Consider the following 7,817-nt stretch of genomic DNA (forward strand, 5'->3'; position numbering starts at 1 on the left):
GCTCCCGGCCCGCGGGCGCCCGGGGGCGCACACGCCGAGAACGGAGCGGGGGGCCGAGCCCTAGCCGACGACCTGCCACTCCACGTCCACCACGCCCTGGCTGGCGCTGGCGATCGTCTCGAAGGAGGCGGTGGACAGGTCCAGGCACCGGCCGGCCACGTAGGGGCCGCGGTCGTTGATGGTCACCACCACCGACTTGCCGTTGGAGGGGTTGGTCACCTCCACCTGGGTGCCGAACGGCAGCGACTTGTGGGCCGCCGTCATCGCCGAGGGGTCGAAGGTGCCGCCGCTGGCGGTGGGCTGGGGGTCGCTGTACATCGAGGCCTGGCAGGCGCCGCCCTCGCCGGTGGGCTCGAGCCCCTCGGAGGAGCCGGAGGAGTCCTGGGACCCCCCGCCGGAGGAGTCCTCCTGCGCGGGCTCCTGCTCCTTCTCCTGCTCGGCGGCGGTCGCGCTGGCCGCCCCCTCGGCCTGCGAGGCGGCCTCCTCGCGCTGCTCCCTGGCCTGGTCGCGCTCCTTGTCGACCTGCTCCTCGTCGACCTGGGGCGCCTGCTGGGCCTCGGCGCCCTGCTCGGAGGTCTGGGCCGCCGGCACCTTCGCGGCGCTGCTCAGGTCCTGGGGCTGGGCGCCCCCCACCACGGCGGCGCCGGCGACACCGCCGGCGGCCAGCACCGCGCCCGAGGCGGCGGTGGCCACCAGGGCGCGCTTGCCCTTCAGGCGCTGGAACACGGAAACGCGGTCGGGCTGATGACTGCCCACGGCTGATCGTCCTTTGAACGGGGACACGAAAGGCGGCTGCGCGGGGCCCGGAACCGCCGGGACCTCCGGCCCGGCGCCTCCCGGAACCGAGGGGCGCGCCGGCGCAGCAGGGCCGCCCGGGATCCAAGGGGCGACCGGAAAGAGCTGGTCACGTGTACGCAAAGGGGGTGAAGACCAACGGGGACCGACCCTAACCATCACGGTCGGGTAACGAGAACCGAAAACCCGGGTTTGTGCAACATGTCACCCTCGCCCGCTCCGCCCGGTGAGACCCCCGACGCCGTCGGTGACACCGCCGTGACCCCGGCCGCACGCCCCCGTGTCCGCCCCCACCCCCGCGCCCCCGCCCCGACCTGCCCGAACACCGCGGCCGCCCCGCCGCGCGTGTGAACAGAGCTCAAACGGCGCACCACCGTGGCACAATTCCCCGCGAAGCAGCAGCCGGGGAGGGAGCGGCCAGGTGTTCCGCAACGAGACCGGATGGGTCATCTCGCCCACCGACCTGGTCGACTCCATGGAGTGCGACCACCGCAGCCGACTCAAGGCCGCCCTGGCCGCACACGTGCCCGGCGCACCCGCCCCCGCCGACATCGACCCCCTCGTCGCCCGCCAGGGCCACGAGCACGAACGCGCCGAACTCCACCGCCTGCGCGAACTTTTCGGCGACGCCCTCGTCGAGATCGACGACCCCCGCCCCACCCACGCCGACATGCTCCGCGCCGCCCAGGCCACCCGCAAGGCCATGGACGACGGCGCCCCCGTCCTCTACCAGGCCGCCTTCTACCACCCCCTGCGCCCCGGCGTCGCCTTCCACGGCCGCGCCGACTTCCTCGTCAGCACCGCCGTGGACCCCGCCACCGGCGCCGCCCGCCCCGATGCGGGCCCACACACCTACGAACCCTGGGACACCAAGCTCGCCCGCCACCCCGGCCCCGGCGCCGTCCTGCAGCTGGCCGCCTACGCCGCCTCCGTCGCCGAGGCCGGCGCCCCCGCCCCCGAGCACATGCACCTGCTCACCGGCGACGGCGCCGCCCACACCCACCGCGCCCCCGAGTTCCTGCCGGTCCTGCACCAGGTCCGCACCCGCCTGGCCGACCGCCTCACCGCCCCCGGCGGCGGCCCCCTCGACCCCGCCGCCCTCACCCTGCCCGACCCCCTGTGGGGCCCACCCCGCCCCGCCTGCGACTCCTGCGGCTACGCCGCCCTGTGCGCCGACGGCCGCGCCCGCGCCCGCCACCTGACCCTGGTCGCCGGCATCCGCACCGACCAGACCCGCAAACTCGCCGACACCGGCATCACCACCATCGACGCCCTGGCCGCCGCCGACGACGACCGGCGCCCGCCCACACTGCCCCCGCACACCTTCGACCGCCTGCGCGCCCAGGCCGCCCTCCAGGTCCGCCAGGACGCCACCCGCACCGACGCCGACCCCCGCGGCACCGTCCTGGCCGAGGTCCACTCACCCGAGGGCCTGGCCTCCCTGCCCGCCCCCAGCCCCGGCGACGTCTTCTTCGACATGGAGGGCTACCCCTACTACGAGGGCCCCCAGGGGCGCGGCCTGGAATACCTCTTCGGCGCCGTCGCCCGCGACCTGCCCGAGGACCCCCGCACCGCGCCCGGCACCGAGGACGCCCCGGACACCGCCCACACCCCCGGCGGCCCCGACAGCTCCGACGGCGCCGGCGGCTCGGAGGCCCCCGAGCGCTTCCACGCCTTCTGGGCCCACGACCGCGCCCAGGAGAAGCGTGCCTTCGAGGACTTCGTCGACTTCGTGTGCGAGCGCATCGACCGCGACCCCGGCGCCCACGTCTACCACTACGCCTCCTACGAGGCCGACCGCCTCAAGCTCCTGGCCGCCGCCTTCGGCACCCGCGAAGCCCAGGTCGACGAACTCCTGCGCCACCGCCGCCTGGTCGACCTGTACACCGTCGTCAAGAAGAGCCTGCGCGTCTCCCAGCGCTCCTACTCCATCAAGTACCTCGAACCCCTCTACCTGCCCCAGGCCCGCAGCGGCGACGTCACCACCGCCGTCTCCAGCATCGACGCCTACGCCGAACACGCCCGCGCCGCCGCCGGCGGCGACACCGCGCGCGCCGCGCAGATCCTCTCCGACATCGCCGACTACAACCGCGACGACTGCGCCTCCACCGCCCGCCTGCGCGACTGGCTCGAAGACCTGCGCCGCGACAACGGCATCGACGCCCGCCCCGGCGCCCAGGGCGAACTGGCCTCCGACGACGCCGACGAGCGCGCCGAGGAGAACCGCCGCCGCCGCGAAGAGGCCGAGGCCCGCCTGCGCGCCCTGACCGACCCCCTCCTGGAAGGCGTCGCCGACGACCCCCGCCGCCGCGACCCCGCCCAGGACGCCCGCGCCCTGCTCGCCTCCCTGGCCGGGTACTACCGCCGCGAGGAGAACCCCGCCTGGTGGGACTTCTTCCGCCGCCTCAACGCCCCCATGGAGGAGCTGGAGGCCGACAACGAATGCCTGGTACCGGTGCGCGTGCGCACCGGCGAATGGGCCGAGCCCACCGGCCGCCAGCGCAAGTCCCGCCGCGAGATCCAGGCCCGCGCCGACCCCGCCCGCCCCCACCCCTTCACCACCGGCGACCGCGTCCGCCTGCTCTACCCCGCCACCCCCGGACGCCCCGCCGACGCCGTCGACGCCCAGGTCACCGCCGCCACAGGGGACACCCTCACCCTGGAGGAGACCAGCGACCCCCAGCAGACCTACTCCCGCGCCCCCGCCGCCGTCCTGCCCGGCGCCCCCGTGCGCTCGGCCCCCAAGGACGCCGCCCTGTGGTCGCTCACCGAAGGCGTCCTGCCCGAACTGCCCCGCCTGCCCGAGGGCCCCGGCCCCGACCTGCTCCAGCGCCGCCCCCCGCGCCTGGCGCACCTGCCCGCCCTGCCCGACCCCGCCGACCACGGCGGCGACACCGTGGCCGCCGCCATCGCCGCCGTCGACGACCTGGACCGCTCCTACCTGGCCGTGCAGGGCCCACCCGGAGCCGGCAAGACCTACCTGGCCGCCCGCCTCATCGACCACCTCATCGCCTCGGGCCGCACCGTCGGCGTCTGCTCCACCAGCCACAAGGCCGTGGAGAACGTCCTGGCCGCCGCCCTGCACACCGCCCGCGCCCAGGGCCGGGAGCTGCCCTGCGCCAAACGCCCCTCCGGCAAACCCGACCCCCACGCCCGCTGGGAGCAGCCCGCCACCGTCAAGGCCCTGGCCGCCTGGCGCGCCGCCAACCCCGGCGCCCACCTGGTCGGCGGCACCGCCTGGAACTTCGCCAACGAGGCCGTGGCCGCCGACCCCTTCGACGTCCTGGTCATCGACGAGGCCGGGCAGTTCGCCCTAGCCGACACCCTCGCCGTGTCCGGGGCCGCCCGCAACCTGGTGCTGCTGGGCGACCCCCAGCAGCTCCCGCAGGTCGTCCAGGGCTCCCACGGCGAAGGCGCCGACGCCTCGGCCCTGGAGCACCTGGTGGGCGACGCCGAGATCATCGACGCCTCCCGCGGCTACTTCCTGGACCAGACCCGCCGCATGCACCCCGCGGTGTGCGCCCCCGTCTCCCGCCTGGCCTACCGCGGCCTGCTGCACGCCCACCCCAGCGCCGCCGAGCGCACCGTCTCGGGGGTGCGGCCGGGCCTGTACGCCCGCACCGTGGAGCACCAGGGCCGCACCAGCCACAGCCCCGAGGAGGTCGAGGCGGTGGTGCAGGCCGCCGCCCACCTGGTGGGCCGCACCGTGCACGAGCCCGGCGCCAGCGCCGAGCGGGAGCTGACCGGCGAGGACGTGCTGGTGGTGGCGCCCTACAACCTGCAGGTGCGGGCGCTGCGCCGGGCCCTGGCCGAGGCGGGCCTGGAGCAGGTGCGGGTGGGCACGGTGGACCGGTTCCAGGGCCAGGAGGCCCCGGCGGTGATCTGCTCGATGACCGCCTCCAGCGGCGCCGACCTGTCCCGGGGGCTGGACTTCGTGCTCTCGCGCAACCGGCTCAACGTGGCCCTGTCGCGGGCCCAGGTGGTGGCGGTGCTGGTCTACTCGCCGCAGCTGGCCCAGGCGGCGCCGCGCACGGTGGAGGAGCTGCGGGTGCTGTCGGGCTTCTCGGGCCTGTGCGACCAGGCGGCCCCCTGGCCGCCCCCGGCCGAATAGCACCGGGCGGCACCGGGCGGCGCCGGGCGGTGCCGGGTGGTGCCGCCCGGACGGCGGGACGGCCGCTCCGGCCGGAGAAGCCGGACAGGTGCGGCCGTCGGCGTCCCGGCCGGTCGCCCCGTCCCGGACCGAACCGGTCCGGACTCCGCCGGCTGCGGTCGGCGCCCCGGGCATCCGCCTACGGCCAAAGGCCGCACGCGGACCACCGGCACCGCCCCCGGCCCGTCCCCGCCGGGGGCGCGCCGCCGGCGGTCACGCCCGCTGGAGCGTGACATCCGCCCGGCCGGGTCGGCACGCAGGCGATCGCGACGTGGCCGACCCGACCCGCCCCGCCTACGCGTCCCCTGGCGCGGCGGAACCTCCGTCCGCCCAGGCCGTATCGGCCCTCGGACGTTAGGCCCGGCCCCACCGGTCGTGGCCGGTGGCCTGCCCGCCCGTCGGCGGGCGCGGCCGACGACGAGTCCGCCGCTCCGCCGGACACCACCTGCTGACCTGGCCGAACAGGAGACCACACGATTCCGGCGGACGCGGCCACCGTCGGCGCGCCCCCGCAGCCGATCGCGCCCTCCGCACGTGGAGCCTTTGCGCGTGGAAGGGGAGCGGGGCCCCACGCGGGCGGGCCCCGCCGCTCCCTCGCCCCCGCGGACGGGCCGCACCGGCGGGCCCCGGCGCCCACCGCCCGCACGGCCCGGCGCGGACGCAGCGGATGAAAGGGCGGGGGTCCCCCTTCGGCCCCCGCCCGATCCGCGCCCCGGCGTGTCCACCCTCTGGATCGCCGGCGGCCCCAGCATCGCCCCCGCCGGTTTCGTTCGGCTTCCCGCCCGCTAACACCGCAGCTCGCGCCCCGCCCCCGCCCGCCGTGTCGCCCCTGGGTGATAGGAACGGCATCCCCACCCCAGCACCGCACCACCGGGAGGCACCCGTGACGACCGCACTCGTGCTCATCGACGCCCAGCGCAACATGCTGCAGGGACCCGACGCCGTGCCCGCCGCACCCCGCGTCGGACCGGCCCTGTCCGACCTGCTCTCCCGCGCCCGGGCCGCCGGGGCCACCGTGGTCCACGTCCAGAACGACGGCGGCCCCGACGAGCCCGACGAGCCCCACACCCCCGGCTGGGAGCTCGTGCACCCGCCGCTGCCCGGCGAGCCCGTGGTGCGCAAGACCGCCCCCGACGCCTTCGCCGGGACCGGCCTGGCCGACGAACTGGCCCGCGCCGGGGTGCGCACCGCCGTCCTGGCGGGGATGCAGAGCCAGTACTGCGTCGCCGCCACCGCGCGCGGCGCCCTCGGCCGGGGACTGGAGACCGTCCTGGCCGCTGGGGCGCACGCCACCTACGACGAGGACGCCCCGGCCGGCGACATCTCCGCCGCCGTCGAGGACGAGCTGGCCGCCCAGGGCGTGCGCGTCCTGCCCGCCGAAGCCCTGCCCCTCGCCCCGCGGCCCCGATGAGCGCCCCGGAGGAACACCCCCGCCCGGGCGGCGCCCACGTGGTCACCGGCGGGGGCCGCGGCATCGGCCGCGCCACCGCCGAGCACCTGCTCGACCTGGGCGCCGGCGCGGTGGCCGTGGTCGAGGCCGACTCGGCCGCCCTGGAGTGGACGGCCGCCCACCCCCGCGCCGGACGCCTGGTGCCGGTGCGCGGCGACGCCGCCGAGGAGGGCACCGCCGAGCGGGCCGCCGAGGCGGCCCAGGACGCGGCGGGGGCTCCGCTGGCCGGGTGGGTCAACAACGCCGCGGTCTTCCGCGACGCCTCACTGCACACGACCCCGGCCCGGCAGGTGATGGGCCTGATCGAGGCCAACCTCGCCCCGGCCGTGGCCGGGTGCGCGGTGGCGGTGCGGCACATGTCGGCGGCCGGGGCGGGGGCGATCGTCAACGTCTCCTCCCACCAGGCCCGCCAGGCCGTGCCCGGCTGCGCCCCCTACGCCACGGCCAAGGCCGCGATCGAAGGGCTCACGCGGGCGCTGGCGGTGGAGTATGGGCCCCGCGGGGTGCGGGTGAACGCGGTGGCGCTGGGGTCGGTGGCCACCGAGCGCTACGAGGCTTACTTGGCGGGCCTGGACGAGGAGGGGGCCGGGAGGGTGCGGGCGCAGATGGCCCGGGTGCACCCGCTGGGCCGGGTCGGCACCGCCCGGGAGGCGGCCGCGGCCATCGCGCACCTGCTCTCGCCTTCCGCGGGCTTCATCACCGGGGCCACGGTGCCCGTGGACGGCGGGCGCACCGTCCTGGCGCACGACCCCGAGGCCCATGAAACGGGGGAGGGGCGGTGAGGACGGCCGACGGCCACGGCCGTAGGAGCGGGCCCCGGGATGGAGGGGGAGCCGACATCCCGGGCGCCCACAGTGTGCACTCTACGTGAGTTCCCGCCTACCCACAGGCGTTTCGCCGAATCGGGGGCGACAGGGCCGCGGAGGGCGGCGGGCCCGGCACAGCGGGCGATCGCGCTTCCCGGCCCGCCGCCTCGGGGGAGGGGAGCGGTGGCACACGCGGTGACATGCGGCAACGCGCTCCGTGACGTCGGCCGCGGTGGCGGCGCCGCCCCGTCGGGCGACCGAGCCGGGCGACCGACCGGCGCGGGCCGCAGGAACCCGGCAGGCGTCGTGGCGTCCGTGCGCCGCAATGCGGCGGGCCGTTCAGCGGGTGCGGGAGGCGGCAGCGGCGTCCGAGCCCGAGCAGAGGGCGGCGACGAGGGAGCGTCGGCGGCCCATGCCGCAGCGCTGTCGGGCGACAGGCGTGTGCATGGTCGCCGCGGTTGGCGGCGACGGCAGAAGCGGGGCGGTTCCCTGACCCTGCTTGCCGTCCGGCTGGCCTCTCGTGGTCCGGGAGGGTGGCGCGGTGGGCGGGGTGCGCGGTCTTCCGCGTTCGTGGCGGCCGCCGCCCCGGTGCGCCCCTACTCCGCGATGATCTCGA

The 7,817-nt window shown here is 77.2% G+C and carries 4 protein-coding genes; 3 read left to right on the forward strand and 1 reads right to left on the reverse strand.

What is annotated here, in order from left to right:
• Positions 1-60: 60 nt before the first annotated feature.
• Positions 61-756 (reverse strand): septal ring lytic transglycosylase RlpA family protein, encoded by a 696-nt coding sequence (locus O4J56_RS31490; RefSeq protein WP_270690860.1) that lies wholly within the window; start codon positions 754-756, stop codon positions 61-63.
• A 460-nt stretch (positions 757-1,216) separates the two neighbouring features.
• Between O4J56_RS31490 and O4J56_RS31495 the strand changes: the two genes are divergently transcribed.
• From O4J56_RS31495 to O4J56_RS31505, 3 genes are all read left to right on the forward strand, one after another.
• Entirely contained in the window at positions 1,217-4,906 is a 3,690-nt protein-coding gene (locus O4J56_RS31495; protein ID WP_270690862.1) for a TM0106 family RecB-like putative nuclease, read from the forward strand.
• A 922-nt stretch (positions 4,907-5,828) separates the two neighbouring features.
• Positions 5,829-6,356, forward strand: a complete 528-nt coding sequence (locus O4J56_RS31500) for an isochorismatase family protein (protein ID WP_270690863.1) — start codon at positions 5,829-5,831, stop codon at positions 6,354-6,356.
• A complete protein-coding gene (locus O4J56_RS31505; RefSeq protein ID WP_270690865.1) occupies positions 6,353-7,177 on the forward strand; it encodes an SDR family NAD(P)-dependent oxidoreductase in 825 nt (274 codons plus the stop codon). The genes O4J56_RS31500 and O4J56_RS31505 overlap by 4 nt, the downstream gene beginning before the upstream one ends.
• Positions 7,178-7,817: the final 640 nt, after the last annotated feature.

The sequence above is a fragment of the Nocardiopsis endophytica genome (assembly GCF_027706725.1).
In the GTDB taxonomy this organism is placed as follows: Bacteria; Actinomycetota; Actinomycetes; order Streptosporangiales; family Streptosporangiaceae; genus Nocardiopsis_A; species Nocardiopsis_A endophytica.

Coding starts and splice junctions, on each gene's coding strand:
- O4J56_RS31505 (WP_270690865.1), top strand. CDS start 6,353: ATGAGCGCCCCGGAGGAACACCCCCGCCCGGGCGGCGCCCACGTGGTC.